Here is a 25566-nt window from a genome sequence, read left to right as displayed (position 1 = left end):
AAAGGATAGCCGGTGAAGAGCGCCGTTCCAGTTAAACTTTGGTAATTTAAGTCATTGGCCGCAAAGAGGTTTTTTGCTGGCCAAATTGTGTCGGTCAGAGATCGGACAGGACGTGGCGCAGGAAGCCGGTGAGGTCCTCCGTCACGTAGTCGATCTGCTCATCCGTATCGTTCGACTTCTCCCAGGACTCCGCAAACGTGTATTCGAGGTTGTGCGGCACCAGCAGCACCGTCTTCATGCCGAGCGCCTTCGGCACCAGGAGGTTGCGCGGCAGGTCCTCGAACATCACGGCGTTCCGGGTGTCGACCCGGTGCAGGCTCATGAACTTGTCATAGGTCTCACCAGCCGGCTTCGGCACGAAATCGGCGGCAACGATGTCGAAGATGTCGTCGAAATGGTCGAGGATCCCGAGCGCTCGCGCCGTCATCTGCGCATGCGCGACACTGCCGTTGGTGAAGATGAACTTGCGGCCTGGAAGCGACTTGATGGCTTCGCCGAGTGCCGGATCCGGCGGCACGATCGAGTAGTCGATCGCATGCGCCTGCTCGAGGAACTCGTTCGGGTCGATGCCGTGGTGGATCATCAAACCTTTGAGCGTCGTGCCGTGGTCGCGGTAGTAGTCTTTCTGCAGCTTCTTCGCATCGGCCGGGTCCAGCGACAAAAGCTTCGCCACATAGGCCGTCATGTTGCGGTCGATTTGCGCAAACAGGTTGACGTGGTGCGGATAGAGCGTGTTGTCGAGGTCGAAGACCCAGTCGGTGACATGGGCGAAGTCGGATTGGTTCGGCAGGCGGTTGAGCTTTTTCATGACCGCCTTATGACATGGGGAAAGGTGGCGGCAAATGAGAAAAATGCAAATCGCTGCTCGGGCCGCAATGCTGGCGCATAGAATTCCACTTTGAATTGTCAAACCGGCGTGGCATCTTCCGGCGCGCGGTTTTGGCTCGGGGGAATGTAGGTGCCAATGTCGGACGAACTGTTCTATCTGCTGTTTCTGTTCGGATTCTATTCGTTCACTGTCGGGACCTATTTCGCGCTCGGTTACGGCATCACTTGGCTCAACGAGCGCAATCCCGAGCGAAAGATCCAGAAGGGACGCGGCTCCGACAAGCGGCGCAAAGCCGAGATCCGCCAGAGCCTGGCATCGATGTTCAGCGCCTGCCTGCCGCTGACGATCGGCCTCTATGCGCAGCAGAAAGGCTGGGCGCCGGCACCCTGGGATTTCAGCTGGTGGTGGGCGGTGCCGTTCTTCGTGCTCAGCATGATCCTCTACGATGCCTGGTTCTATTTCATGCACCGGCTGCTGCACACCAAGTGGCTCTATCCGCTGCATGCCCTGCATCATAAAAGCGTCGCGCCGACGATCTGGAGCACCTATTCGGAAGATGTCTTTGACAACTTCCTGCTTCAGAGCTTTTCCGCCGTCGTCGTTTTCGTCGTGCCGTTTCCGCCAGTGATCCTCATCGGGCATAGGCTGTTCGAGCATTTCAATGGCATGATCGGGCATTGCGGCTTCGAGTATTTCGCCACGTCGACGGCCCGTTATCCGTCTCCCCTGTTGTGCACGACGTTCCATGACCAGCACCATTCAGGCTTCAAATACAATTACGCCAACTATTTCTCGTTCTGGGATCGTGTGCTCGGCACGCTCGCACCCAACTACGATCAGCGCGTGAAGACGTTTGAGGACGAGGCGCCGCGGATCGCGATCAATCCGTCCGTTGTGCTCGCCGAGGCTCAGGAAAAGGCGGACTGAAACGCTGGAGCGCGCGGGGCCTTGGCAATGCCGGGAGCCGCGTGCTAGCTCGCAGCCATGGAAACCTGGGTCCTCATCACCGTCGCTGCGGCATTCCTTCAGAACGTCCGCTCGGCCATGCAGAAACACCTGAAAGGCGTCATGGGCACGACGGGCGCGACCTTCGTGCGCTTCGGCTTCGGCCTGCCTTTCGCCTTTCTCTATCTGTTTCTGCTCTGGCAGGTGGCCGGTCGTCCGCTTCCAGTGCCGAATGGCACGTTCTTCCTCTGGGCTATTATCGGCGGGCTGGCGCAGATTGCTGCGACCTTCCTGCTCGTCCACCTCTTCTCGTTCCGCAACTTTGCTGTCGGCACTGCCTATTCCCGCACCGAGCCGGCGCAGGCGGCGGTGTTTGGCCTTATCTTCCTCGGCGAAAAGGCGAGCCAGGGAACCCTGGTGGCAATCGCCATCTCGGTCGTCGGCGTGATGCTGATCTCGGTGGCGCGCACGACACTCAGCCCACGCACGCTCGTGACCTCGGTGTTCAGTCGCACGGCCGGCATCGGTCTGCTGTCAGGTACGTTCTTCGGTCTTTCGGCCGTTTCCTATCGTTCGGCCTCACTGGCGCTCGCGCCGAGCCTTCCGGCGCCCGACTACATCATGCAGGCGAGCTATACGCTCGGATTCGTCATCCTGCTGCAGACCGTGGTCATGCTGATCTGGATCGTGCTTCGCGAGCGTGACGAGCTGCCACGCATCGCCGCCGCCTGGAAGCCCGCCTTCGTCGTCGGCTTCGTCGGCGCATCCGCCTCCTTCGGCTGGTTCATGGCGATGACGCTGCAGCAGGCCGCTGTCGTCAAGGTCGTGGCGCAGGTGGAAATGCTCTTCACCTTCGCCTCGTCCTTCTTCATCTTCCGCGAATGGATCAACCGGCTCGAACTTTTCGGCTGCCTGCTGATCGTGCTCGGCGTGGTGATGCTCGTACTGATCTGAAAACGCGTGCTGATCTGAAAAAATAGGCGCCCGAAAACCGGCGCCTTCGCGCATGCGGGCGTGGTAGAACGCCTGCATGTTGTTCGATCTTCCCTCCGATGAAACGCTCTACGACGCGCTGATCGCGCGAAGCACCGAATACGAAGGTGCTGCCTTCGTTTGCGTCAAGACGACAGGCGTCTTCTGCCGCCTGTCTTGCCCCGCCCGCAAACCGAAGCGCGAGAACACGATCTTCGTGGGCTCTATCGGGACCTGCCTGGAGACGGGTTTCCGTCCATGCCAGCGCTGCCGGCCGCTCGCGACGTTCGGCGCCAAGGACCCGCTCGTCGAGGACCTGCTGCAGGCGCTGGAAGCGGCACCGGAACGGCGCTGGAGCGAGGACGATATCGTTCGTCGTGGCCTCGATCCCTCGACGGTCCGGCGCGCTTTCAAGCGCAGCCTCGGCATCACTTTCCTCGATCTCGCGCGTCATCGTCGCCTGGGGCTGGCCGCCCGCCAGCTTGCCGACGGCGGCCGGGTGATCGATGCCCAGCTCGAGGCCGGATACGAATCGCCAAGCGGCTTTCGTGCCGCATTCCAGAACCTGCTCGGCGACGCACCGGCGGCAGCGCAGGGGAGGGCCCTGCTTTTCTCCGACTGGATCGAAACGCCGCTCGGGCCCATGGTCGCCGTTGCCGATGCCACGCATGTGCATCTGCTCGAGTTCCACGACCGCAAGGCGCTGCCGACCGAACTGGAGAAACTGAAGAAAGGGACACGCTCGGCCATTGTATCAGGCAGAACGGCGCCGATCGACCAGATCGAAAGCGAGCTCAACGGCTATTTCGCGGGCAAAACGGGTGCTTTCGAAACGCCGCTCGCACCGGGCGGCACGGCCTTCGAACGCAACGTTTGGGCGCAGCTTGCAAAAATTCCCGTCGGCGAAACGCGATCCTATGGTGACATTGCCCGCGAGGTCGATACGATCCAGGCCGCGCGTGCCGTGGCCAAGGCCAACGGTTCCAACCGGATCGCCATTGTCATCCCCTGCCACCGTTGCATCGGCTCGGACGGTTCACTGACGGGGTATGGCGGCGGGCTCTGGCGGAAGCAATGGCTGCTCCGGCACGAAGGAAAACTGAAACCCAAGGGATTGTTCGTGGAGGAAATGCAATGAGCCAGAAGGAAAAGGCGCTCGCCTTTGCTGCCCTGCATCGGAAGGGCGACCCGGTGGTGCTCTATAATATCTGGGACGCCGGCAGCGCCAAGGCCGTGGCCGAAGCCGGTGCCAAGGCTCTTGCCACCGGAAGCTGGTCGGTGGCGGCCGCCCATGGTTTCGGCGATGGCGAGAAGGTGCCGATGGCGTGGCTCGCCGATGTCTCGCGGCTGATCGTGGCTTCGACGGAGCTGCCCGTCACCGTTGACTTCGAAGGCGCCTATTCCGACGATCCGGCGACCGGCGCTGCCAATGTCTCGCGCATTCTCGATGTCGGTGCCATCGGCATCAACTTCGAGGACCAGGTGGTCGGCAAGGGCGGCGTGCATGCGGTCGAAAAGCAGGCGGCACGCATCCGCGCCATTCGCGAGATGGCCGATAGGCGCGGCATCCCGTTGTTCATCAATGCCCGCACCGACCTGTTCCTGCAGGAGAGCGATGAGACGCGGCACGGCGGCCTCGTCGACGAGGCGATCGCGCGCGGCAAGGCTTTCGCCGAAGCAGGCGCTAACGGCTTCTTCGTGCCGTGGCTGGTGGACGAAGGCCTGATCGCCAAGGTTTGCGCCGCCTCCAGCCTGCCGGTCAACATCATGATGCGGCCGGCAGCGCCCGACGTGAAGACGCTTGCCCGCGCCGGCGTCGCGCGCATCAGCCATGGCCCGTTCCCCTACCGGGCGATGATGGAGAAGCTGAAAGCCGCAGCGACCGAGATCTACAAGGGCTGATCGGGCATCGCCCTCAAAAGGAAAGCGGGAGAAGGCCGATGCCGTCTCCCGCTTCTTTGTTTGATACGGTGTAGGTCGTTAAAGTCGATCAGGGCACGATCAGCGTGCCGGCTCCGCGCTCGGTGAAGATTTCGAGCAGCACCGAGTGGGCCGTCTTGCCGTTGAGGATGACGACGCCCTGGACGCCCGCCTTGATCGCCTCGATGCAGGTCTCGACCTTGGGGATCATGCCGCCGGAGATCGTGCCGTCGGCGATCAGCGCGCGGGCCTGGGAAACCGAGAGCTCCTTGATCAGGTTGCCCTGCTTATCGAGAACCCCGGGAACATCCGTCAGGAACAGGAGGCGCGTGGCGTTCAGCGCACCGGCGATGGCGCCGGCGAAGGTGTCGGCGTTGATGTTGTAGGTGTGGCCGTCGCGGCCGGGCGCCACCGGTGCGATGACCGGGATCATCTCCGAGCGGGCGAGCAGGTCGATCAGCGTGCGGTCGACTTCGACCACTTCGCCGACGAAGCCGAGATCGAGGACGCGTTCGATGTTGCTATCCGGATCCTTGATGGTCTTGCGTGCCTTTTCGGCGAAGACCATGTTGCCGTCCTTGCCGCAAAGGCCGATCGCCCATTCGCCCGTCTGGTTGATGAGCGCGACGATCTCCTTGTTGATCGAGCCGGCAAGCACCATCTCGACGATCTCGACCGTCTTCTCGTCGGTGACGCGCAGGCCGCCCTCGAACTTCGATTCGATGCCCATCTTCGTCAGCATCGCGCCGATCTGCGGGCCGCCGCCGTGCACGACGATCGGGTTGACGCCTGACTGCTTCAGAAGCGCGATGTCGCTGGCAAAGGCGCGGCCGAGCTCGCTGTTGCCCATGGCATGGCCGCCATATTTGACGACGATCGTCTTATTTTCGTAGCGCTGCATATAGGGCAGGGCCTGGGTGAGCAGGCGTGCCTGGATTTCACTTTCATTGGCGGACATGGCGGACCCTCGAAAAATACCGGCTGCTGTTTAGCGCAAGTTCCGGACCGATGGAATGATCGGCGAGCAATATAAAGCCGGAATGACGGAGATGGCTGGTGCATTGTGATCCGCGCCCTATCTCTGTTTACGGACGAGATTTTGGGGCGCACGCTGAATGATCGAGGAGGATGTAGCCGCGTTGCTTGGTCGCGTCTCGCTTGGCGATCGCGACGCCTTCGCCGAACTCTACCGGCAGACGAGCCCGAAACTCTTCGGCATCTGCGTTCGTATCCTCGGAAATCGGGGTGAAGCGGAAGAAGCGCTGCAGGAAATCTACGTCAAGATCTGGCAGCGGGCTGACCGATTTTCCCAAGGACAGGCGGCGGCGACGTCCTGGCTGGCGGCCATTGCACGCAATCAGGCGATCGACGTCGTCAGGGCGCGAAAACCGGCCGCCAACGCGATTGACGAAGCCTACGATTTGGCTGATCCTGCTGCCGATCCGGAAAAATCGGCGGTCGTCAGAGCAGAGGGCAGGCGGATCGACGCCTGCATGGAGGAGCTTGAAAAGGACCGCGCGGAGGCGGTTCGGCGTGCCTATGTCGAAGGTCTGAGTTACCAGGAACTGGCGGATACCTTCGCTGTGCCGCTGAACACGATGCGGACTTGGTTGAGGCGCAGCCTCATGAAGTTGCGAGAGTGTATGGAGCGATGACGACACCAACCCCAGAGGGCCGAGACTTCCGCCGCGACGAGGTGATCGCCGGCGAATATGTGCTTGGCGTGTTGTCTGCTGACGACCGACGCAAGGTCGAGGCCCGTCTTGCCTCCGATCGCAACTTCGCCGCCATGGTCGACCGCTGGCAGAGCAATCTCTCCTCCTTCGACGAGGCCTATGACGCGGTGGTGCCCCCACCCAGGAGCTTTTCGGCAATCGAGCGGCGGCTCTTCGAAACGGCGCGGCCCGAGCCGGTCACGCCGCGCCGCGGGCTGTGGAATTCACTGGCCCTTTGGCGGAGCCTGGCACTGGCTTCGCTGGCCGCTGTCATGGTCATGGGCGCTTCGCTCGCCGGCCTGTTCGAAGCGCCTTCGGCCGGCACCTCGCTCGTCGCGGAACTCGCCGGCAAAGGCACTGCCATCGATCTCGTCGCCCACTTCGATCTGGCATCGGGGCGGCTGAAGGTAACGCCGGTTGCAGCAAGGCAGGCGGAGCAGAAATCGCTCGAGCTTTGGCTCATCAATGGCAGCAATCCGGCGATCTCGCTCGGCGTGCTGCCGCAGTCCGGCGAAGGCGAGATCACCGTTCCATCCGCCTTCCAGTCGAGAATTTCGGCAGGCTCGGTTCTTGCCGTCAGCGTCGAACCACTGGGCGGATCGCCGACCGGATCGGCGACCGGGCCGATCATCGCGCTCGGCAAGGCGCGAAACCTCTAATCCGCCACAGAGCAAGAATTACCATTTTCTATCAGATAGATACGTTTCAGGAAAATTCCTGAAACTCTTTCTCTCGTGCTTCCGTTGCTTGTTATGTTCCCGCGGTGGGAACGGCAGCTTCGGCGGGGCGGCTCACGCGTCGCCTCCCTCAACAGGAAGGAAGAGAAAGATGTTCACGTCTGCTATCCGCACTCTGGCGACAGCGTCCCTTCTTGCGGCAAGCGCACTTGTCGCCCATGCCGAAAATCCGATGGTCGGCGGCGCGCCGATGTATGCGGAGAAGAATATCGTCGAGAACGCCGTCAATTCGAAGGATCACACCACGCTGGTCGCGGCCGTCAAGGCAGCCGGTCTGGTAGAAACCTTGGAGGGCAAGGGCCCGTTCACGGTGTTCGCTCCGACGAACGCCGCCTTCGACGCGCTGCCCGCGGGCACGGTCGAGACACTTCTTAAACCGGAAAATAAGGAGAAGCTCACCAAGATTCTGACTTGCCACGTTGTTGCCGCCGACGCGATGTCCTCGGCGATATCAGGCATGATCAAGGACGACGGTGGCGAACATGACGTGAAGACCGTCGGCGGTTGCGTTCTCAAGGCCAGGGAGGATGGCGGCAAGCTGATGCTGACCGACGAGACCGGCGGCACGGCGACAGTAACGATCGCCGACGTCAAGCAGTCGAACGGCGTCATCCATGTGATCGACAAGGTGCTGCTGCCGAAGGGTTGACGAGCTTGCGCCGAGGCGGCGGTTCGTCGTCCCGGCGCTTTGCCAGCGGCCAGATGGCCGCTGGCTTTTCGAACCGCGCCTCACGGTGCTTTGATCCGCATTGTTTTGCCGTCGTTGTGGCCGGTCGCTATGCTCGCGAAAGGATCGGTAGGGGAGGCTTTCATGATCAACCGGCGCGTCTTCCTGTTGGCGGGCTCCGCATTCGCCGCGGTGCCGATAATCCAAAGTCTCACGCCGCTCGCCCGGGCCGCCGGCGGCGAATCCTTCGAGATCGTTAGGAGTGATGAGGAGTGGCGGGCGGTTCTGACCGACGACCAATACCGAATCCTGCGGCATGAGGATACCGAGCGCCCCTTCACCAGCGCTCTCAACCACGAGAAGCGCAAGGGTCTCTTCCAATGCGCCGGTTGTGCGCTTCCGCTTTATTCGTCCGAGGCGAAGTATGACAGCGGCACCGGCTGGCCCAGCTTCTGGCAGTCATTGCCCGGCGCCGTGGCAACGCGCGAGGACACTTCCCTGTCCATGACCCGCACGGAGTGCCATTGCCGCCGCTGTGGCGGGCACCTCGGCCATATTTTCGATGACGGTCCACCGCCGACCGGCAAGCGCCATTGCATCAATGGCCTGGCGCTTGCCTTCGTACCGGCCGCCAAATCCAGCTAGCACTCCGGCTGGTGCGCTACAGCGCCGCGCGTCTTATCAGACGCGCAACGGTCGCTGTAGCACTTTGATTTACTGCATGTCTTCGTCCTTGAATCGAGGTCGATCTAAGGAGACATGCAGTAGCATCGGGCGTTCCGAATGTTCAGAACGACCCGGCCGGCGGCGAGGCTGCCGCGGCGCCGGAGAGTGCAGCCTGAAGCTTCTGCTCCTGTTCCGGTGAAAGCGACGTCTTCAGGACGCGGCCGCGCAGGTCCGGGAATTCGGCGAGCACTTTCTCAGGCTGAACCTTCCGCACGAGGATGAACAGTGCCGAGGAATTGTTTGGAATGGTGTTGCCGAGCGATTTGATGAACTCGTCGTCGATGCCGTAGTCCGTCAGCGAACCGGAGAGGGCGCCGGCACCGGCGCCGAGCGCGCCGCCGATCGCAAAGCCCGCCAGCGGGTTGAGGAAAAGAAGGCCGACGAGCCCGCCCCAGATCGAACCGGAAAGCAGCCCGGACGTGGCACCGACGGCCGTCAGGTTCAGGCTCTGCTTGAGATGAACCTTGCCTTCCGTGTCGCGCACGACCACGACCGCGTCCTCGAGGTCGATCAGGTATTCCTTCTTCAGCCCGGCGAGCCGGACCAGAACCCTATCGGCTTCCTCAGGGGAATCGAACCCGACAACGATCAAATCGGACATGACTTTCTCCTATCTCTGGCCGCGCCACCGATGTGGACGCAACGCAGAGATAGAGCGGATTGCATGTCGGGGTAGTGACAGAGATCAAAGACTTTGGGTCGATCGACCCCGTGCGCAGCGCGCGGTTCAAGACGCGCTTCGAACGCTTTCCAGGATCCCCTTAGCGGGCGATCGCCGTGCCGATCGCGGCACGCAGTTCGTCGATCCCCTCGCCCTTTTCCGAGGAGGTCGAGAGAACCTCCGGGAAGGCTGCGGGATGCTTCTTGATCTTCTCGAGCGTCTCGGCGATCAGCCGCGGCACGCCGGCGGCCTTGATCTTGTCGGTCTTGGTGAGCACGACCTGGTAGGAAACAGCCGCCTTGTCGAGCAGGGCGAGCACGTCCTCGTCATTCTTCTTGATGCCGTGGCGGGAGTCGATCAGCACATAGACGCGCTTCAGCGTCGAGCGGCCGCGCAGATAGTCGAACACCAGCTTCGTCCAGGCGTCGACCTGCTCCTTCGGCGCCTGGGCATAGCCGTAGCCCGGCATGTCGACGAGCGCCATCGGCGGCAGGTCGTCGGCCTCGCCGGAATAGCCATCGGGTACGAAGTAGTTGAGTTCCTGCGTGCGGCCCGGCGTGTTGGAGGTTCTCGCCAGCCCCTTATGGCCGACCAGCGCATTGATCAGCGACGACTTGCCGACATTCGAGCGGCCGGCAAAGGCGATTTCCACCGGTCCCTCCGGCGGCAGGAACTTCATGGCGGGCACGCCGCGAATGAAAATCCACGGCCGGCCGAACAACGGCTTGTCGTCTTTGGTTTTGCTTTCGGCCATCGGCGGTCGGTCCTTCATCGAGAAAGTCCATGGCTTCCCGGTTTTGGCCGTGGATGTCAAGGCGTCGGCGTGCGGACCGGCCGTGTGGGGATGGTTTGCGCCCGCCGGAACTCGTTGAAGAGATAGGCAAGCAGCGCCAGAAAGATGAAGGTGCCGCCGATGATCGTCCGGCTGCTCGGCACTTCGCCATGAATGATCGCGACCCAGAGCGGACCGAGCACGGTTTCGGCGGTGCCGAGCAGGGCGGCCAGCGCCGAAGGCACCAGCCGGGCACCGGTGACGAAGAGCGCCATGCCAAGCCCGAGGTTGAAGGCGCCGAAGACGAAGAGAAGTGCCAATTCGCCCGATGTCACCGCAAGCCCGGAAGACTGGCCCCCCGCAATGGCGCTGGCGGCGAAGCAGCCGAAGCAGGTGGCGGGCGTCATCCGCACATGCGGATAGCGGCGCGTGATGACGGTTGCCAGCGCGAAGACCACAGGGATCAGCAGCGCCAGCGCATCGCCAACCGGCGACACGCTGCCCGTCAGGCTTTCCGACACCATGATCGCGACCCCGACGATGACGGCCGTGATCGCGCCCCAGGTGAAGCGCGATACCCGCTCGCGAAACAGGATCCAGCTCATCAGCGCCGCAAACAGCGGCACGCCGGCGCCGAGCAGCACAACATTGGCAATCGTCGTATAGGAAATGGCGATTATGAAGGAGGTCGAGGCGATGGTGAAGCAGAGCCCGACGGCGATGCCCGGCCAGCCCATGCCCTTGAAGAGTGCCAACGTGCCGCGCGGTCCGTCGCGCACCAGCATGAAGGCAAGCAGGAAGAGGCCGGCAAACAGGCAGCGCCAGAAGACGATCGTCCAGCTGTCGGGGATCTCCAGGAAGCGGGCGATGGCTCCTCCGAAACTCCAGAAGAAGGCCGAGCCGAAGACGAGCAGGGCGCCAAGCTTCTCGTTGGCGGCGAACGGAGCGGAGGTGGCCGACGGGTCGGTCATGGCAAATTGTCCTGGAGCGAGGCGCAGAGATTTCGATATCGCCTGATGCCCGCGCCGCGCGCCCGCGTCAACGCCATTGCGTGTCGCGCGAGGGCGCAGAAACGAAAAAGCCCCGGACCGTGGTCCGGGGCTTTGGGATTGTCGTGCCGGCCGGCGTCATTCCGCCGGTTTGGGTTTCTTCGAAAACAGGCCCTTCAGGTTGTCGAAGAGCTCGATCTTCACGCCCTGGCGCTTCATGATGATCGACTGCTGGAGCACCGAAAGGGTGTTGTTCCAGGCCCAGTAGATCACGAGACCGGCCGGGAAGGATGCCAGCATGAAGGTGAAGACCACGGGCATCCAGGTGAACAGCATTGCCTGGGTCGGATCCGGCGGCGTCGGGTTCATGCGCATCTGCACGAACATGGTAACGCCCATGATGATCGGCCAGACGCCGAGATGCAGGAAGGTCGGACCGTCGAACGGCAGCAGGCCGAAGAGGTTGACGATCGTCGTCGGATCGGGCGCCGAGAGGTCGTGGATCCAGCCGAAGAACGGCGCATGGCGCATCTCGATGGTGATGTAGATCACCTTGTAGAGTGCGAAGAACACCGGGATCTGGATGAGGATCGGCCAGCAGCCCGCCAGCGGATTGATCTTCTCGTCCTTGTAGAGCTGCATCATCGCCTGCTGCAGGCCCATGCGGTCGTCGCCGAACTTCTTCTTCAGTTCCTCCATCTTCGGCTGAACCTTCTTCATGTTCGCCATCGATGCGTACTGCTTGTTGGCGAGCGGGAAGAAGAGGCCCTTGACCACGATCGTGGTGATCAGGATCGCGATGCCGAAGTTGCCGAACAGACGGAAGAAGAAATCCATCATTTTGAACATCGGCTTGGTGATGAAGTAGAACCAGCCCCAGTCGATCAGCTTGTCGAAGTTGGGGATCGAGTAGGCCACTTCGTAATTGTCGACGACAGGAACTTCCTTGGCGCCGGCGAAGACGAGGTTCTTGACCTCGGACGTCTGGCCGGGGGCCACGGTCACGGCGTCGCTCTTGTAGTCGCTCTGGTAGCGGGCGCGGCCATCGGTGAAGTGCGTGAAGCGGGTGTCGTAAGGGGTCGCCTGCGGCGGGACGATCGCTGCTGCCCAGTACTTGTCGGTGATGCCGAGCCAGCCGCCGGTCGCCTTGCCGGGTTCGACGGACTTTTCGTCTTCGATCTTGCCGTATTTCAGTTCCTGCAGGCCGTGTTCGCCGAGGACGCCGATGAAGCCTTCATGCAGCACGTAGACGCTCGGCGTCGTCGGCTTGTTGAAGCGGGTCACGCGGCCATAGGACGAAAGCGCCAGCGGCTCGGCCGTGCCGTTCTTGATGCTGTCGACCACCTGGAACATGTAGTGGTCGTCGACCGAGACCGTGCGGGTAAAGGTGACGCCCTTTTCGTTGGTGAAGCTCAGCGTTACCGGGGTCGCCGCAGTCAGCTTGTCGCCGCCTGCAAGCGTCCACACGGTCTGCGGGCCGGGCACGCTGCCGGTCGCATCGCTGCCGACATAGCCGAGTTCGGCGAAGTAGCCGTCGGTGGTCTCTGCCGGACTGAAGAGGGTGATGACGGGGCTCTTCGGATCGACCGTCTCGCGGTATTCCTTGAGCTTGAGGTCGTCGAAGCGCGCGCCGGTCAGGTTGATGGAGCCGGAAAGGGCTGGCGTGTCGATCGCAACGCGGGCCGATTTGGCAATTGCCTGGTCGCGGTTCTCGCCGGCGCCCGGAATTGCACCGCTGCCCGGCAGAGCTTGGCCCGAAGGCTGCTGCGTCGGGGTCGCTGGCTGCGACTGCGACTGCGCCTGTTGCGCCTGCAGGGCTTCCGCAGCGATGCGTTCCTTTTCCATCTTCGGATTGACGTAAAGGAACTGCCAGGCAATGAGGATCAGCACGGACAGGCCAATCGCCACGAAATAGTTGCGGTTTTTTTCCATCATGGTTTCCTGGAACCGGCCGGCGGCCGCTTCTGTTTCGGCTTGTTTTCGATGCGCTCGCCAAGCCCCCGGGTCAAGGCGTCGAAGGGGGCGTTCAGGAGATCGCGTCGGGCGACAATCACATAGTCGTGTCCGGGTTTCATTGCAAACCCGGCGGAAAGCCGCACCGCCTCTTTCAGGCGTCGGCGCATCCGGTTTCGCTCGACGGCATTGCCGTGTTTCTTGGTAACGGTGAAGCCGACGCGGGCTTCGCCCTCCGGATCGTTGCGGTCGAGCACTTCGAGGAGAAACAAGGGGCCTCTACGGCTTTCTCCTGCCCGAACGGCCAAAAACTGCGGACGGCTTTTCAGCCGCCCGACAGTCGTTTTGTCTTTATCTGACGTCATGTGCCCGGACACTGGTTTCGGGCAGTTTCGGCTTAAGCCGAAAGACGCTTGCGGCCACGAGCCCGGCGGGCTGCGAGGACCTTCTGGCCACCCTTGGTAGCCATACGCGAACGGAAGCCGTGACGACGCTTGCGGACAAGCTTGGACGGTTGGTAGGTACGCTTCATTTATTTAATACCGCGGTGTGCGGCCCTTCTTGGGTTTGCGTGTAGCAAGGAGCGTTTACGTTACCGGACGCGGCTCCGCCTTGCGGGCAGGAGGGCTTGACCGGACGTGCGCGGCTTATAAGGGGAAATTTCCCGGAAAGTCAATTGCGGCCGGCGATTCAGTGGCCGCGGGATCGTAAAAGTAACCGGCACACTGGATTGAGGCGTGTCACAGGCGCGCGAAAGGCGGGCATCTAGCCGAGATTGGTAAACAGAACTCTAACCGGCGCTCCCCAGAATGCCTGCCGGCTGCGACGAGTTTTATTAACTACGGCTATTTTAGGGTCGCCTCGGTGCAATGGGGTGGCGGCGTGTCCGATAAGCGGACAGGTCTCGCGACCTTGTGGAGGTCGGGATGAAAATACGCGGTAAAATCTATCTGATCGTCGGGATCATGAGCCTGCTGGCGGTTGCGGTGACCGGGATGTCGCTGGTCGCTGTCAGCAGATACAACGAGAAATTCCACCAGTACGAGAATGTTGCGACGCGCGCCTTCAACGCGGAACGCCTGAACCGTCTGGTGACCGCGGTCGTCATGGAATCGCGCGGTATTTACGCCGCCCCGACCATCGAGAAGGCCAAGCCCTTCGCCGAAGGCATCCGCAAGAACCTCGACAAGATCGACGCGCTGCTCACCGAGTGGCGCCCGCTGATCCCGGCTGAAACGAAAGCGTCCTTCGATACGTTGGTCGCCCGCGCCGCGGAGTTCAAGACTTTCCGCGTCGAGACGGCGCGGCTTGGCGAGGAGGTCTCGCCGCAGGCCGCCAACGAGCAGGGCAACACCGATGCCAATCGCGCGAACCGCAAGGCTTTCCAGCAGCAGATCGACGGCGTTGTCGACATAAACCTGAAGACGCTTGAAGTCGTTACGGCTGACGTTGCCACCTTCGAGCGCGGTGTAATCATCACCATTCTCGCCATCGCCGGCCTCGGCATGCTCGCCGGCCTCGGCGCGGCCTTCTATATCGCAACGAACCATTTGAGCCGCCCGATCCTCGAGCTGACCGGCAAGATGAAGCAACTGGCTGGCGGCGATCTGACCGTCGACGTGCCCTTCGCTGGCCGCAAGGACGAAATCGGCGAAATGGCTGAAGCCGTTCAGGTCTTCAAGCAGAACGGCCTTGCCGTTCGCGACCTCAATGCACAGGAAGCGGTGCTGCGTGAAAAGAGCGCCGACCTCCAGTCGAGCATCGGCGTCGTCGTGGCGGCCGCTGCCGCCGGCGATTTCACCAAGCGCATCGGCAAGGACTACGAGAACGACGACCTCAACCGGTTCGCCGCAAGTGTCAACGAACTGGTCGGCAGCGTCGATGCGGGCATCGCCGAGACCCGCCGGGTGGTCGCGAGCCTTGCGGGCGGCGACCTGACCCAGAGCATGAACGGCCATTTCCAGGGCGCCTTCGCCGAACTGCAGAAGAACGTCAACGAAACGCTGTCGACGCTGCAGAAGACGCTGCGTGAAGTCCGCGTGACGACCGACACGATCAACGGCAACTCGTCCGAACTGCGTGCCGCAGCGGACGACCTTTCGAAGCGCACCGAACAGCAGGCCGCGGCCCTCGAGGAAACCTCGGCTGCCCTGGACGAGATCACCGTTGCGGTGAAGAGCTCGACCGAGCGGGCGCAGGAAGCGACCGTCATGGTCAACGAGGCCAAGCACAGCGCCGCGCAGTCGGCCGCTGTCGTACGCAACGCCGTCGACGCGATGGGCCGCATCGAGCAGGCGTCGAGCGAGATCGGCCAGATCACCAACGTGATCGACGAAATCGCCTTCCAGACCAACCTTCTGGCGCTGAACGCCGGCGTCGAGGCGGCGCGTGCCGGTGATGCGGGCAAGGGCTTTGCGGTCGTCGCACAGGAAGTCCGCGAGCTTGCCCAGCGTGCGGCAAGTGCCGCCAAGGACATCAAGTCGTTGATCTCGAAGTCCGGCAGCGAAGTGGCGACCGGTGTCCGGCTGGTTCAGGAAACCGGTTCGGCTCTTGGTGAGATCGAAGACCGCGTCCTGAAGATCAACGATCATATCCATTCGATCGCAACGGCGGCGCGCGAGCAGTCGACGGGCCTCAGTGAAGTCAGCACCGCGGTCAACCAGATGGACCAAGTGACCCAGCAGAACGCGGCGATGGTGGAGGAGGCGAATGCCGCCACCCACAAGCTCTCCGCCGAGGCCAACAACCTCGCCAACCTGATCGCCTACTTCAAGGTGGACAATGTCGCCGCCCGGCCGATCGCTGTGGCGCGTGAGGCAGCCCGCCCGGTCGAATCGCCGGCGCGCCGCATGATGGGCAACGTCGCCCGCGCCTTTGGCGGTAGCTCCGCTGCGGCTGTGGCGAAGGACGATTGGCAAGAGTTCTGATCGGCGACTTGCCTCGCGACTGCTTGTTTCCGCAGGTGATCAAGGGCGAAAGCAGGCAGCACTTGAAAGCGCTACAGCGACCTTTGCGCGTCTAAGAGGACGCGCGGCGCTGCAGGTGATCGGAGCCCGCGGTACCGTCATGGTGCCGCGGGTTCGCTTTTTTGGCAGCCTCGAATGCCAGCCGCCGGTCTGGCGTCACAGCCGCCGACAACGCACCGGCCAGACGATTGCAGAACTGTTCCCTGGGTGACTTACACCGATCCGGATTCTGTGCAGGTAGGCCAGACCGAGGCGGCAGCGCGCCGAAGATTTCGCTTCGGCGATGCGAGGGGAGGGAGATAAGCGGGATGTGGTCCTTTGCAATTGCCAACGGCGCGACACTGAATGATGTCCGCGCCTATGTCGCACCCCGCCCGGCCGCTCCGAGATTGGAAAACAGACGGCCATCTCCTATTATGGACCCTTGGCGCGAAGCCGATTGGCTCGGGCACGTGTGCGGGCGCTCGGGCGTTTTGGTTGACGGGCAGGGAAGTTTGTAAGGCATGGCGGAAGAGACGCGTCCGGCAACGGCAAGTGAGCCACTGAAGACGAGTGCGGGGTTCTTCCGGGGCCTTTCCGGCAAGCTGCTCCTGCTGACGATCGTCTTCGTCATGCTGGCGGAGGTGCTGATCTTCGCGCCGTCTGTCGCCACCATGCGCATTCGTTGGCTTGAGGATCGGCTGAACACGGCTGCCGCCGCTGCCGTCGTTGTCGACGGCTTGCAGAATGTCGAGCTGCCGCGCAGCGTGCAGAAGGACACGCTGATGGCGACCGGCACCAAGGCGATCGTCATCCGCCGCAAGGATGCGTCGCGCATGATCGCGCTCACCGACATGCCCCTTGAGATCGAAGGCGAATACGACGTCGCCAATTCCACGGCCTTTGCAGCGATCCGCGATGCCTTCGATACCCTGCTCTTCGGCGGCGATCGTGTGATCCGTGTCTACGGGCCGCTCGGCGAAAGCGACGCGACGATCGAGCTCCTGATGAAGGATGCGAGCCTGCGCAAGGCGATGCTCGTCTATTCGCGCAACGTCTTTGTCCTGTCGCTTATCATTTCGCTGATCACGGCGGCGCTGATCTTCCTCGCCATCAACCGCATGCTGATCACGCCGATCCGGCGGATGACGGCGAGCATGCAGGAATTCTCGGACGATCCGGCCGATCCGGGTCGGGTGCTCGTGCCGCCGGAGGGGCGAGATGAGCTTGCCGTCGCCGGCCAGCATCTCGCCAGCATGCAGCGCGAGTTGCAGAAGACGCTGAAGCAGCAGAAGAGCCTTGCCGAGCTTGGCCTTGCCGTGTCGAAGATCAACCACGACATGCGCAATATTCTGTCTTCGGCACAACTGATCTCCGACCGCTTGGCCGACGTGGATGATCCCGTGGTCAAGCGTTTCGCCCCGACCCTGCTGCGCACCATCGACCGGGCTGTCGGCTATACGCGCGAGGTCCTCTCCTATGGCCGCACCACCGAGGCCGAGCCGCATCGCCGCTTCGTGGCGTTGAAGCCGCTTGTTTCCGATGTCGCCGAACTGCTGGCGATCGATCCCCAGGCGGGCATCGATTTCCAGATCCAGATGCAGGACGACATCGAGGTCGATGCGGACAGCGAGCAGCTCTTCCGGGTGGTGCACAATATCTGCCGCAATGCCGTCCAGGCCCTGACCAACCATGAGCCGGAGGACGGCCGTCCGCGGCTTGTCACGGTGTCGGCCATGCGCATCGGCAGCGTCGTCACCATCTCCGTCGACGATACCGGCCCCGGCATGCCGCCGAAGGCGCGGGAAAACCTGTTCGCCGCTTTCCGCGGCTCGGCCCGCTCCGGTGGCACCGGACTTGGTCTCGCGATCGCGCGCGAGCTGGTGCTTGCCCATGGCGGCACGATCGCGCTTGTCGAAAAGCCGACGCCCGGCACGCTCTTCCGCATCGAACTGCCCGACCGGCCGGTGCCGCTCGACGCATTCCGCTCGAAGTTTCGCCACTAGCGCACGGCAATTCCCGCCCCATGAGGCGGGTAGCCGCTAAGGCTGGCGCCTCCAACAAATTTTTCCGGGGCCGCTTCCGCGGCGCAACACCCTGCTTTTCAGGGCATTGCTGCACCGCAGTCGTAGCGACTGTCCACAGCAAGTCGGGGCATCGTCGTAAAAATGAAATTTTTTTGCCGAACGGCGCTTGCAATCCCCGAAAGGACCCTTTAGAGAACCGCTCACGCAAGCGGTTCGACCGCTTCAGGCAAGCACCCGTAGCTCAGCTGGATAGAGCACCAGACTACGAATCTGGGGGTCAGGAGTTCGAATCTCTTCGGGTGCGCCATTCTTCTTCAATAGCTTAGGCTAGTCCAGATCCCCGTCGTTTGTGCGGGGATTTTTGCGTTTTGGGGCCATCCTTTCAGTCAAGCGCGGCGCTGTGCGACGTTGGCGCAGCTGTCGGTCGCGCAGCCGTTCGGCCACGCTTGGTTGCGAGCCGATTGCTTTGGCGGCGGTGCGCGAACGGCCGAGCGATCCCGCTCGCTCGGATGGCGGCCCGAGTTTCTCGATATGACGCAAACCCCACCGCTGCGAAGATCGCAAGGATGGTCACGGCGATCGCGCTGAGGATGGCCGCGCTGTTGAAGCCTGTCGTAAAGGCCGCCCGGGCATTCTCGATGAGGCCCGCCGGCAGTTCCGCCTGCACCGCCCACGGGCCCCACAGACTGTCGCTGACAGCCTCGCGGGCCGCGTCCCCGAGGTCATCGGGTGTGCTGAGACCAATCGAATGGCGATAGATCGCAGTCGAGATGCTGCCGAGCACGGCGATGCCGAGCGAAATGCCGAGATTCCTGCACGGTTTCGGTCATGGCCGAGGCGGAGCCTGCCTTCTCGGGCGGTGCGGAGCCGACGACGAGGTCGGTACCGACTTCGCACATGAGACGTTGCTCGTCGACGAGCATCGTCATTTGCGGATGACCGTCCACTTCGAGGGGTAGGGGCCTTGCCCACAGTCACGACGATTTTTGCTACTGCGACATATTCGCCGCGCGGAGCGTGGGGGCAATTGTTCAATGCTCCGAAGTGGTTACGTGACAAGGAATATATATTAGTATAATGTAATTTCTAGAGGTCGTGGAGGCGCCGAACCCGTCTCGGAGCCTTTGGGGGATAGTGACTCCGGATCACAAAAAGGCGGAAGCGCCTTCACGAACTTTTGACGCCTGTGTCTGAGAATTGGCCCAATGACTTCCTATATTCACGAAGATATCGCGGCCGCTGAAGGAAAGGAGGTGCCGGATGTATCGCTATATGATGAAAGAACTGCTGGTGATCGTAGCTGGCCTTTCGATATGTGCCTTCACGATCCTGTTCTTCCTGGTTAACTCGACGCCCAATCTCTGACGGACGCCAAACGGCGTTCCGCGAGCGTTGGTGTCACCGAAGGTGCGCCAGTATGTCCAGAGTGCGCCGATCCTTCTCTCCCCCGAAATAGTGCTCAAGCGCCTGTTCGAACAGGTGCCCGCCCTCGTCGGCCTCGGCAAACAAGGTCATCGATGACCGGAACTTCACGTCGTCGGGGCTGGAGAAGATGTCGTGTGCCGATTTCCCTGAAACCGCATTGACCAGTTCGGTGCATTGCCGAAGCCGCAGCCCCAGCAGCGGGTGGGCGAGATAGGCCCGCGCTTCGTCGAGCCCGGAGATCGCATAGCGCTCTGCCATCGGCGAATGGCCGAGGCCGGCGATCTGCGGGAAGACGAACCACATCCAATGTGTCCGTTTGCGGCCGTGGCCGAGTTCGTCCAGAACCGCGGCATAGACACGGTCCTGGGCTTCGACGAAACGTTTGAGCTCGAAGGGATCAGGCATTACCGCGTCTCCTTCTCCACGCCTGCGGCGGTGGCGTCAGTTACCAGCGATGATGAACATGAACCTTCACCAGCCGCTCGTAAACTGCGGTGATGGCCGCCTTGGTCTGCTCGTCTATGGCTGCAAGCGCGCTGGCGGCTGCGTTGGATTTTGCCTGCGCCTCGTTGCGGGCGCCGGGGATGACCACCGAGACGGCCTGCTGCTCGAGGATCCAGCGTAGCGCGAACTGTGCCATCGGCACGCCTTCGGGCACCAGCGGACGAAGTTGCTCGACGGCTTCCAGCGCCGCTTCGAACGGCACACCGGCAAAGGTCTCGCCGACGTCGAAGGCTTCGCCGTGCCGGTTGAAGTTGCGGTGATCGTCAGCGGCAAAGGCGGTTTCCCGGGTGATCTTGCCGGAAAGCAGGCCGGAGGCGAGCGGCACGCGTACGATGACGCCGACATTCTTCTTCTGAGCTTCCGTGAAGAACAGGTCGTGCGGGCGCTGGCGGAAGATGTTGTAGATGATCTGCACGGTCGCAACGCCGGGATATTCGATCGCCTTCAGCGCTTCCTCGACCTTTTCGACCGACACGCCGTAGTGCCGGATCTTGCCCTTGGCGACGAGCCGGTCCAGCGCACCGAACAGCTCCGGACGATAGTAGACCTCGGTCGGCGGGCAGTGCAGCTGTACGAGATCGAGCGTCTCGACGCCGAGATTGGCGAGGCTGCGGTCGATGAAGGCCTCGATGTTCTCGCCCGTATAGCCTTCGGTCACGTGCGGGTTGAGCCGGCGGCCGGCCTTGGTTGCAACGAAGGGCCTGTCGCCGCCGCGCTCCTTCAACACTGCCGCGATGATCTTTTCGGACCGGCCATCGCCATAGACGTCGGCCGTATCAACGAAGGTGACGCCGGCATCAAGTGCGGCATTGAGTGCACGCTTGCCGTCTGCCTCGCTGACATCGCCCCAGGAGCCTCCGATCTGCCAGGCGCCGAAGCCGATCTCGGAAATGGTTGCGCCGGTCTTGCCAAGAACTCTCGTTTTCATGGTGCTGTCTCCTGTTTTGCGTCGTCGATCATAGGCTGTGTGGAGCGCTTCTATTATGACCGGTCTGATCGAGTAAATTAGAGCGAGATAGAGAGCGGGAAACCGCGCACACTTTTCTCGACAGGCTGGCTGAGAACGCGTTTTCGGGCGGAAGCTGATCGCTTGGGGCGTGGGCGCGCCGGGAGCTAGTCGTCGAGCGAGACTAAGGCCTTGCCGCGGCTGAGATCGACGACCATGGAAAGGATCGCCTCCGCTTCATCCTTGCGCAGGTCCACGGTCAGAACCGGGCCCTTGTCCGTGAAGCTCTCGCCGGCAATGGTCACGTCGCGGGCGAGGAGCCGCGCCTTGATCAGCGCCATGTCGGAAAAGTCGACTGCGACGGTCGCACGCACGGTTTTGATCATCTCGATCTTTTCCGCAGCCCTGAGGCAGAGCGCCGCCGTGCCGCCATAGGCGCGCACCAGGCCACCGCTGCCAAGCAGGATACCGCCGAACCAGCGGGTGACCACCACGGCGACCCGGTCGAGCTCTTGGCCGTCAATCGCGGCGAGAATAGGCTTGCCGGCCGTGCCGCTCGGCTCGCCGTCGTCGCTGAAGCGATAGGCCTGGCCGATGCGCCAGGCCCAGCAATTGTGGTTCGCCGTGGGATCGGAATGGGCGCTCAGGAAATCCTTCGCCGCCTGTTCATCGGCAATAGGCGCGGCAATGGCCAGAAACCGGCTCTTCTTGGCGTCCTGGGTTGCCGTTTCGATGCGCGTGAGGGTGAACATGGCTGCTTCCGTTTCTGAAACGCTGATAACGGATTGCGGGCAAGGGCGCCACCATGGTTTGGGGCGCGACACAGGGCTTGAGTATCGGAGCGGGTCCGAACTTTTCCGGCCCTCATTTCTGTGCTTGTCACGGAAATGCAGTCACGGCGCGTCTGCGGCGCCGTCTGCAGTGTCGCCTTGAAAGGTTCTTTCGCGCCGCCGACGCGGCGCAGCTGGATCTCTGTGACAAGCACAGAGATGAAGAGGAGAGGGCAGCGCCACGACGACCGGGTGAAGCCCCAGCCCCTTCATCGCCTCTCCCGCGTTCGGGAGAGGCATTCTTGTCTGTGAGGACGAGTGACGATCAGCCGATCGCCATCAGGCTGGCATTGCCGCCGGCGGCCGCCGTGTTGATCGAGGTCGAGACCTCCTCGAGCAGCCAGTTCAGGCAATAGGCGTCGGGGTTCCTGCCGATCTCTTCGGTCGAAGCCGCCTGGACGAGAACGAGCGGGCCCGGCAGGCCGGCAATCGCCTTGCTGACCTCGCGCACGCGTTCGCCGTCGCCTTCGACGAGTGCACCAGCGAACGGACCATCGGCCGCCCATTCCTTCGACCAGGAAAGTCGGGCGGAAACGCTCGCCGGCAGGTCCTTCAACGAGGCCTGGAGGCCGGAAGCGGCGTCGACGACCACGGTGTTGCCGGTCGCAAGCGCAGCACCCAGCTGGTGGTAGAGACCGGTTTCCGTCGCCGGAACCAGCAGGACGCGGCCGCGCGGGTGCAGCGCATAGAGGTTGCGTTCGCCGACCGGGCCCGGAAGCTCCGAAAGCAGGCCGAGGGCCGAGTTGCTGCCGGCGGTGCGGGCAGCTTCTGCCTCAGTCTTGGCACCCTTGCCGTCGAGCCACTTGGCAAAGTCGAGCAGCGCCGGATCGGTGTGAACCGAGCTGTGCTGTGGCGGAACCGGTGCGGTGGCGACGAGACGGCCGAGATAGAGCGGGCCGCCGGCCTTCGGGCCGGTGCCGGAGAGGCCGCGTCCGCCGAAGGGCTGAACGCCGACGACAGCGCCGATGACGTTGCGGTTGACATAGAGATTGCCCGCCTTCACCCGTGCGGTCACATGCGCGATCGTCTCGTCGAGGCGCGTGTGCAGGCCGAAGGTCAGGCCGTAGCCGGTGGCGTTGATGTCGTCGATCAGCTGGTCGAGATCGTCGCGGCGGTAACGGATGACGTGCAGCACCGGACCGAAGACTTCGCGCTTGAGGTCGGAGAGCTTGTCGAGCTCGATGATCGTCGGTGGCACGAAGGTGCCCTCTTCGGTTCCGGAGGCAAGGCCGATCTGCTCGACCTTGCGGCCGAGACCGCGCATCGCGTCGATATGCTTCTCGATGATGCCCTTGGCTTCGGCGGTGATGACCGGGCCGACATCGACCGAGAGCCGGTCCGTGCGGCCGATCTTCAGCTCGTGCAGCGCACCCTTCAGCATCGAAAGCGTGCGGTCGGCGACGTCTTCCTGCAGGCAGAGAACACGCAGCGCCGAGCAGCGCTGGCCGGCGCTGTCGAAAGCCGAGGCGATGACATCGCCGACGACCTGTTCGGCAAGTGCCGAGCTGTCGACGATCATGGCGTTCTGGCCGCCGGTCTCGGCGATCAGCGGGATCGGTCGGCCGGCGGGCGAAAGCCGGTCGGCAAGCTGCGCCTGGATCAGGCGCGCGACTTCGGTCGAGCCGGTGAACATGACGCCGGCGATTTCCGGTGCAGCCACCAGGGCCGCGCCGATACGGCCGTCGCCGGGGAGCAACTGCAGGGCGTCGGCGGGGATGCCGGCCTCGTGCAGGATGCGCACGCCTTCAGCGGCAATCAGCGGCGTTTCCTCGGCCGGCTTTGCCAGCACCGGGTTGCCGGCAACGAGGGCCGCGGCAATCTGGCCGGCGAAGATCGCCAGCGGGAAGTTCCACGGGCTGATGCAGACGATGGGTCCAAGCGCCTTGTGGGCCGGGCCGAGCGTGCGGCGCGTCTGTTCGGCGTAGTAACGCAGGAAGTCGATCGCTTCGCGTACTTCGGCAATGGCGTTCGGCAGAGACTTGCCGGCTTCGCGGGCAATCAGGCCGAGCAGCGTCGGCATGCGTGCCTGCATCAGATCGGCGGCGCGCACCAGGCAAGAAGCACGTTCGGCCGGCGAGACGGCGGCCCAGCTTGCGGCGGCCTTGGCGGCAAGGGTCGCGGCCTGACGGGCATCGGCTTCGGAAGCCTCGGTGACCGAGCCGACCACGTCGCGGTGGTCGCCGGGGTTGACGACGGCCCGCGTTTCGCCCGAGGCCGGGCCGGTTGCCAGCTGCGGAACGGCCTTCCAGTCGACGGCCGCACTGGCCTGAAGTGCTGCGGTCAGCGAGGTGAGGCCCGCTTCGTTCGAGAGATCGAGACCGGCCGAGTTGCGGCGCGTTTCGCCGAAGAGATTGTCGGGCAGAGCGATCTGGTCATGCGGCGCGCCGACGATGGGCATGGCGCGGACGATCTCGACCGGATCGGCAATCAGTTCGTCGACCGAGACCTTCGGGTCGGCGATGCGGTTGACGAAGGAGGAGTTCGCACCGTTCTCGAGCAGTCGGCGAACGAGATAGGCAAGCAGCGTCTCATGTGTGCCGACCGGCGCATAGATACGGCAGGGACGGTCGAGATTGCCCTTGCCGACCACCTCGTCATAGAGCGGCTCGCCCATGCCGTGCAGGCACTGGAACTCGTACTTACCGACCTTGAAGTCCTTGCCGGCCATTTCGTAGATGGTCGCAAGCGATTGGGCGTTGTGCGTGGCAAACTGCGGGAAGATCACGTCGGTTGCGGCCAAGAGCTTCTTGGCGCAGGCGATGTAGGAGACGTCGGTGTAGATCTTGCGGGTATAGACCGGGAAGTCTTCGAGACCGTCGAGCTGGGCGCGCTTGATCTCGGCGTCCCAATAGGCGCCCTTGACGAGGCGAACCATGACGCGGCGTTCGGCGCGGCGGGCAAGATCGATGATGAAATCGAGCACGTAGGGGCAGCGCTTACCGTAGGCCTGGACGACGAAGCCCATGCCGGCCCAGCCGGCGAGGTCCTTGTCGAGGCAGAGTTCTTCGAGCAGGTCGAGCGAAAGTTCGAGGCGATCGGCTTCCTCGGCGTCGATGTTGAGACCGATGTCGTATTTCTTGGCGATGAGAGCGAGCGCCTTCACCTTCGGCAGCAGCTCTTCCATGACGCGCGAGGCTTGCGAACGGGCGTAGCGCGGATGCAGCGCCGAAAGCTTGATCGAGATGCCGGGACCTTCATAGATGCCGCGGCCGGCGGACGCCTTGCCGATGGCATGGATCGCCGTCTCGTAGTCGCGGTAGTAGCGCTCCGCGTCGGCAGCCGTCGTCGCCGCTTCGCCGAGCATGTCGTAGGAATAGCGGAAGCCCTTCTGTTCGAGCGCGCGCGAACGGCGCAGCGCCTCGTCGATGGTCTCGCCGGTCACGAACTGTTCGCCCATCATGCGCATCGCCATGTCGACGCCGCGGCGGATGACCGGCTCGCCGCAACGGGCGATGAGACGGGTCAGAGCGGCCGAAAGGCTGCGGTCGTTCACGGTGGCGGTGAGCTTGCCGGTGACGACGAGACCCCAGGTGGCGGCGTTGACGAACAGCGAGCGGCCGCCGCCGATATGCGACTTCCAGTCGCCGTCGGAGATCTTGTCGCGGATCAGCGCGTCGCGCGTTGCGGTATCAGGAATGCGCAGCAGCGCTTCGGCAAGGCACATCAGCGCCACGCCTTCCTGGCTCGACAGCGAATACTCCTGCACCAGACCCTCGACGCCCGAACCCTTGTGCTTGGCGCGCAGTGCCTCGATCAGCTTGCGTGCGGTCTTGGCCGCTGCCGCGCGGGTCGCGGCGTCAAGCGTTGCGGCTTCGATCAGCGCCGGCAGCGCTTCCGTTTCCGGGCGGCGGTAGGCGGCAGTGATTGCCTGGCGCAGCGTGCTCTGCGGCCGCACCGGCGGGGCGAAATCGGCGAAGGGAGCCTGCGGCGCGCCGGTTTCGGTCGTGGTCTTTTGAAGCGGTGTCTGGCTCATCGAGCGCTATCCTCCGGGAAGCGGTTTGGA

General features: G+C 63.0%; 23 protein-coding genes and 1 tRNA gene. 11 read left to right on the top strand and 13 right to left on the bottom strand.

The features are described from left to right. Positions 1-94 precede the first annotated feature (94 nt). A complete protein-coding gene (locus tag ACTJKE_RS17620; protein ID WP_082615700.1) occupies positions 95-808 on the bottom strand; it encodes a pyrimidine 5'-nucleotidase in 714 nt (237 codons plus the stop codon). A gap of 156 nt (positions 809-964) precedes the next feature. Between ACTJKE_RS17620 and ACTJKE_RS17615 the strand changes: the two genes are divergently transcribed. The 4 genes from ACTJKE_RS17615 (at position 965) to ACTJKE_RS17600 (ending at position 4648) form a co-directional block, all read left to right on the top strand. Further along, entirely contained in the window at positions 965-1756 is a 792-nt protein-coding gene (locus tag ACTJKE_RS17615) for a sterol desaturase family protein (RefSeq protein WP_057248045.1), read from the top strand. A gap of 57 nt (positions 1757-1813) precedes the next feature. Beyond that, positions 1814-2728 carry a DMT family transporter gene (locus tag ACTJKE_RS17610; protein WP_057248046.1) on the top strand — a complete coding sequence of 305 codons (915 nt, stop codon included), beginning with the start codon at positions 1814-1816 and terminating at the stop codon, positions 2726-2728. A 76-nt stretch (positions 2729-2804) separates the two neighbouring features. After that, the gene (locus ACTJKE_RS17605) at positions 2805-3884 is read left to right on the top strand and encodes a bifunctional transcriptional activator/DNA repair enzyme AdaA (protein WP_058329081.1); all 1080 of its coding nucleotides are present in this window, start codon (positions 2805-2807) and stop codon (positions 3882-3884) included. Further along, positions 3881-4648: an isocitrate lyase/PEP mutase family protein gene (locus ACTJKE_RS17600; RefSeq protein ID WP_058329080.1), complete on the top strand. Its 768-nt coding sequence runs from the start codon at positions 3881-3883 to the stop codon at positions 4646-4648. Before ACTJKE_RS17605 ends, ACTJKE_RS17600 begins: the two co-directional genes overlap by 4 nt. Before the next feature lie 88 nt (positions 4649-4736). Here ACTJKE_RS17600 and argB read toward each other — a convergent pair whose 3' ends face one another. Then, complete coding sequence (gene argB / locus ACTJKE_RS17595) at positions 4737-5624, bottom strand: acetylglutamate kinase (protein WP_058323632.1); 888 nt, start codon at positions 5622-5624, stop codon at positions 4737-4739. Between the two features lie 157 nt (positions 5625-5781). Here argB and ACTJKE_RS17590 point away from each other — a divergent pair, with 157 nt between their 5' ends. The 4 genes from ACTJKE_RS17590 (at position 5782) to msrB (ending at position 8430) form a co-directional block, all read left to right on the top strand. Continuing rightward, positions 5782-6321: a sigma-70 family RNA polymerase sigma factor gene (locus ACTJKE_RS17590; RefSeq protein WP_058329079.1), complete on the top strand. Its 540-nt coding sequence runs from the start codon at positions 5782-5784 to the stop codon at positions 6319-6321. Further along, the gene (locus ACTJKE_RS17585) at positions 6318-7040 is read left to right on the top strand and encodes an anti-sigma factor (RefSeq protein ID WP_058329078.1); all 723 of its coding nucleotides are present in this window, start codon (positions 6318-6320) and stop codon (positions 7038-7040) included. Before ACTJKE_RS17590 ends, ACTJKE_RS17585 begins: the two co-directional genes overlap by 4 nt. Before the next feature lie 169 nt (positions 7041-7209). After that, entirely contained in the window at positions 7210-7767 is a 558-nt protein-coding gene (locus ACTJKE_RS17580) for a fasciclin domain-containing protein (protein WP_058329077.1), read from the top strand. Between the two features lie 162 nt (positions 7768-7929). After that, entirely contained in the window at positions 7930-8430 is a 501-nt protein-coding gene (gene msrB, locus ACTJKE_RS17575) for a peptide-methionine (R)-S-oxide reductase MsrB (RefSeq protein ID WP_058329076.1), read from the top strand. Positions 8431-8572: 142 nt separating this feature from the next. Here msrB and ACTJKE_RS17570 read toward each other — a convergent pair whose 3' ends face one another. From ACTJKE_RS17570 to rpmH, 6 genes are all read right to left on the bottom strand, one after another. Then, a complete protein-coding gene (locus tag ACTJKE_RS17570) occupies positions 8573-9112 on the bottom strand; it encodes a DUF1269 domain-containing protein (protein ID WP_057248054.1) in 540 nt (179 codons plus the stop codon). Positions 9113-9272: 160 nt separating this feature from the next. Next, positions 9273-9926, bottom strand: coding sequence for a ribosome biogenesis GTP-binding protein YihA/YsxC (yihA, locus tag ACTJKE_RS17565; protein WP_058329131.1), 654 nt, complete (start codon positions 9924-9926; stop codon positions 9273-9275). Positions 9927-9982: 56 nt separating this feature from the next. Further along, positions 9983-10915: a DMT family transporter gene (locus ACTJKE_RS17560; RefSeq protein WP_057248055.1), complete on the bottom strand. Its 933-nt coding sequence runs from the start codon at positions 10913-10915 to the stop codon at positions 9983-9985. A gap of 156 nt (positions 10916-11071) precedes the next feature. Continuing rightward, on the bottom strand, positions 11072-12865 hold the full coding sequence (gene yidC, locus ACTJKE_RS17555; protein WP_058329074.1) for a membrane protein insertase YidC: 1794 nt from the start codon (positions 12863-12865) through the stop codon (positions 11072-11074). Beyond that, positions 12865-13263: a ribonuclease P protein component gene (gene rnpA, locus ACTJKE_RS17550; RefSeq protein WP_057248057.1), complete on the bottom strand. Its 399-nt coding sequence runs from the start codon at positions 13261-13263 to the stop codon at positions 12865-12867. The genes yidC and rnpA overlap by 1 nt, the downstream gene beginning before the upstream one ends. A gap of 20 nt (positions 13264-13283) precedes the next feature. After that, positions 13284-13418, bottom strand: coding sequence for a 50S ribosomal protein L34 (gene rpmH, locus ACTJKE_RS17545; protein WP_077962533.1), 135 nt, complete (start codon positions 13416-13418; stop codon positions 13284-13286). 394 nt (positions 13419-13812) lie between these two features. On the opposite strand from rpmH, the gene ACTJKE_RS17540 reads away from it, so the two are divergent. The 3 genes from ACTJKE_RS17540 to ACTJKE_RS17530 all read left to right on the top strand — a co-directional run bounded on the left by ACTJKE_RS17540 (position 13813) and on the right by ACTJKE_RS17530 (position 18165). Then, the gene (locus ACTJKE_RS17540; protein ID WP_113512219.1) at positions 13813-15813 is read left to right on the top strand and encodes a methyl-accepting chemotaxis protein; all 2001 of its coding nucleotides are present in this window, start codon (positions 13813-13815) and stop codon (positions 15811-15813) included. 542 nt (positions 15814-16355) lie between these two features. Further along, positions 16356-17837, top strand: coding sequence for a sensor histidine kinase (locus tag ACTJKE_RS17535; RefSeq protein WP_058323625.1), 1482 nt, complete (start codon positions 16356-16358; stop codon positions 17835-17837). Positions 17838-18088: 251 nt separating this feature from the next. After that, positions 18089-18165: transfer RNA gene (locus ACTJKE_RS17530), tRNA-Arg, on the top strand. A 75-nt stretch (positions 18166-18240) separates the two neighbouring features. On the opposite strand, the gene ACTJKE_RS17525 is transcribed toward ACTJKE_RS17530, so the two are convergent. From ACTJKE_RS17525 to putA, 5 genes are all read right to left on the bottom strand, one after another. Further along, positions 18241-18642, bottom strand: a complete 402-nt coding sequence (locus ACTJKE_RS17525; RefSeq protein WP_058329073.1) for a hypothetical protein — start codon at positions 18640-18642, stop codon at positions 18241-18243. Between the two features lie 614 nt (positions 18643-19256). After that, complete coding sequence (locus ACTJKE_RS17520) at positions 19257-19688, bottom strand: DUF1810 domain-containing protein (protein WP_058329072.1); 432 nt, start codon at positions 19686-19688, stop codon at positions 19257-19259. A gap of 40 nt (positions 19689-19728) precedes the next feature. After that, positions 19729-20715, bottom strand: a complete 987-nt coding sequence (locus ACTJKE_RS17515) for an aldo/keto reductase (protein ID WP_058329071.1) — start codon at positions 20713-20715, stop codon at positions 19729-19731. 185 nt (positions 20716-20900) lie between these two features. Continuing rightward, complete coding sequence (locus ACTJKE_RS17510) at positions 20901-21485, bottom strand: IMPACT family protein (protein WP_058329070.1); 585 nt, start codon at positions 21483-21485, stop codon at positions 20901-20903. A 343-nt stretch (positions 21486-21828) separates the two neighbouring features. Continuing rightward, positions 21829-25536, bottom strand: a complete 3708-nt coding sequence (gene putA, locus ACTJKE_RS17505; RefSeq protein ID WP_058329069.1) for a trifunctional transcriptional regulator/proline dehydrogenase/L-glutamate gamma-semialdehyde dehydrogenase — start codon at positions 25534-25536, stop codon at positions 21829-21831. Between the last annotated feature and the right edge of the window lie 30 nt (positions 25537-25566).

The organism is Ensifer sp. 22521 (assembly GCF_052044795.1).
Taxonomy (GTDB): Bacteria; Pseudomonadota; Alphaproteobacteria; order Rhizobiales; family Rhizobiaceae; genus Ensifer.
This window is presented reverse-complemented; position numbering and strand designations above follow the sequence as displayed.

Bases quoted from the DNA above. Each gene is read 5' to 3' on its own strand.
- ACTJKE_RS17620 (WP_082615700.1), bottom strand. From the start codon at position 808: ATGAAAAAGCTCAACCGCCTGCCGAACCAATCCGACTTCGCCCATGTC.
- ACTJKE_RS17615 (WP_057248045.1), top strand. From the start codon at position 965: ATGTCGGACGAACTGTTCTATCTGCTGTTTCTGTTCGGATTCTATTCG.
- ACTJKE_RS17610 (WP_057248046.1), top strand. From the start codon at position 1,814: ATGGAAACCTGGGTCCTCATCACCGTCGCTGCGGCATTCCTTCAGAAC.
- ACTJKE_RS17605 (WP_058329081.1), top strand. From the start codon at position 2,805: ATGTTGTTCGATCTTCCCTCCGATGAAACGCTCTACGACGCGCTGATC.
- ACTJKE_RS17600 (WP_058329080.1), top strand. From the start codon at position 3,881: ATGAGCCAGAAGGAAAAGGCGCTCGCCTTTGCTGCCCTGCATCGGAAG.
- argB (WP_058323632.1), bottom strand. From the start codon at position 5,624: ATGTCCGCCAATGAAAGTGAAATCCAGGCACGCCTGCTCACCCAGGCC.
- ACTJKE_RS17590 (WP_058329079.1), top strand. From the start codon at position 5,782: ATGATCGAGGAGGATGTAGCCGCGTTGCTTGGTCGCGTCTCGCTTGGC.
- ACTJKE_RS17585 (WP_058329078.1), top strand. From the start codon at position 6,318: ATGACGACACCAACCCCAGAGGGCCGAGACTTCCGCCGCGACGAGGTG.
- ACTJKE_RS17580 (WP_058329077.1), top strand. From the start codon at position 7,210: ATGTTCACGTCTGCTATCCGCACTCTGGCGACAGCGTCCCTTCTTGCG.
- msrB (WP_058329076.1), top strand. From the start codon at position 7,930: ATGATCAACCGGCGCGTCTTCCTGTTGGCGGGCTCCGCATTCGCCGCG.
- ACTJKE_RS17570 (WP_057248054.1), bottom strand. From the start codon at position 9,112: ATGTCCGATTTGATCGTTGTCGGGTTCGATTCCCCTGAGGAAGCCGAT.
- yihA (WP_058329131.1), bottom strand. From the start codon at position 9,926: ATGGCCGAAAGCAAAACCAAAGACGACAAGCCGTTGTTCGGCCGGCCG.
- ACTJKE_RS17560 (WP_057248055.1), bottom strand. From the start codon at position 10,915: ATGACCGACCCGTCGGCCACCTCCGCTCCGTTCGCCGCCAACGAGAAG.
- yidC (WP_058329074.1), bottom strand. From the start codon at position 12,865: ATGGAAAAAAACCGCAACTATTTCGTGGCGATTGGCCTGTCCGTGCTG.
- rpmH (WP_077962533.1), bottom strand. From the start codon at position 13,418: ATGAAGCGTACCTACCAACCGTCCAAGCTTGTCCGCAAGCGTCGTCAC.
- ACTJKE_RS17540 (WP_113512219.1), top strand. From the start codon at position 13,813: ATGAAAATACGCGGTAAAATCTATCTGATCGTCGGGATCATGAGCCTG.
- ACTJKE_RS17535 (WP_058323625.1), top strand. From the start codon at position 16,356: ATGGCGGAAGAGACGCGTCCGGCAACGGCAAGTGAGCCACTGAAGACG.
- ACTJKE_RS17520 (WP_058329072.1), bottom strand. From the start codon at position 19,688: ATGCCTGATCCCTTCGAGCTCAAACGTTTCGTCGAAGCCCAGGACCGT.
- ACTJKE_RS17515 (WP_058329071.1), bottom strand. From the start codon at position 20,715: ATGAAAACGAGAGTTCTTGGCAAGACCGGCGCAACCATTTCCGAGATC.
- ACTJKE_RS17510 (WP_058329070.1), bottom strand. From the start codon at position 21,485: ATGTTCACCCTCACGCGCATCGAAACGGCAACCCAGGACGCCAAGAAG.
- putA (WP_058329069.1), bottom strand. From the start codon at position 25,536: ATGAGCCAGACACCGCTTCAAAAGACCACGACCGAAACCGGCGCGCCG.